General features: G+C 67.1%; 1 protein-coding gene and 1 pseudogene. Both read left to right on the top strand.

The features are described from left to right. A partial coding sequence (locus tag HUK84_RS19935; protein WP_176641752.1) for an OmpW/AlkL family protein occupies positions 1-713 on the top strand: 713 nt, incomplete at its 5' end. A 4-nt stretch (positions 714-717) separates the two neighbouring features. Further along, positions 718-1,015 (top strand): annotated as a pseudogene (locus tag HUK84_RS19930) (oxygen-independent coproporphyrinogen III oxidase); the annotation flags it as partial.

Here is a 1,015-nt window from a genome sequence, read left to right as displayed (position 1 = left end):
CGACCGCGGCGCCCTCGGCCTATGTCAACGCGCCGGTGGTGGCGCCGGGCCTGACGCCGCCGCCCGCGCATGGGCACTGCGGCGTGTTCGAGACCTGTGCCGACACCAAGATCGGCCTGGGGAAAGGGGATTTCCTGATTCGCCTGTCGGCGATCGGCGTGATGCCCGAGGACCGCGACAGCAAATTATGGATCAACGGCGCGGCGGTGGCCGGGCGGATTTCGACCACGCGCCAGGCGACGCCGGAACTGACGTTCGAATATTTCTTCACCGACAATCTGTCGGTGGACCTGATCGCGGCCAGCAGCCGGCACGAAGTGGCGGCCGACGGCGTGCTGGGGGTGGCGCATGTCGATGTCGGCAGTGCCTGGGTGCTGCCGCCGACCCTGACCCTGGCGTGGCATTTCCGTCCGCACAAGCGGTTCAACCCTTATCTGGGCGTGGGCGGCACGCTGGCCTGGTTCCATAACGTCTCGCCGGCCGGCGGGCTGGTGCAGAAGCTGGACGTCGGGGTGACGGGCGGGCCGTCGATCAATGCCGGTTTCGATTACCAGTTGGTCGGGAACTGGTTTTTCAATTTCGACGTCAAGCAGATCTTCATGAACATGCATGCCTGGGCGAATGATCGCGGCGGAGCGAACGGTCCGTTCATCAAGGCGCATGATTCGCTGGACCCGACGGTGGTCGGCGCGGGCATCGAATATCGGTTCTGACCCGATGGGAACGGCGCTTTCCGCGGATATCCTGCTGCGCTACGGCGGCAGCCTGCCGCGCTATACCAGCTATCCCACCGCGGCGCAGTTCGACGCGTCGGTGGGCGCGGCGCAGGCCGAGGACTGGCTGCGCGCGGTGCCGGCGGGAATGCCGGTTTCGCTGTACCTGCATGTGCCGTTCTGTGATTCGCTGTGCCTGTTCTGCGGCTGCACCACGTCGGTGATGCGCGATGCGGCGGGGCGGGCGGCCTATGCCGCGCTGCTGGCCGACGAGTTGCGCCGGGTCGCGGCCCTGCTGGGAC

The sequence above is a fragment of the Nguyenibacter vanlangensis genome (assembly GCF_013376155.1).
In the GTDB taxonomy this organism is placed as follows: Bacteria; Pseudomonadota; Alphaproteobacteria; order Acetobacterales; family Acetobacteraceae; genus Gluconacetobacter; species Gluconacetobacter vanlangensis.
This window is presented reverse-complemented; position numbering and strand designations above follow the sequence as displayed.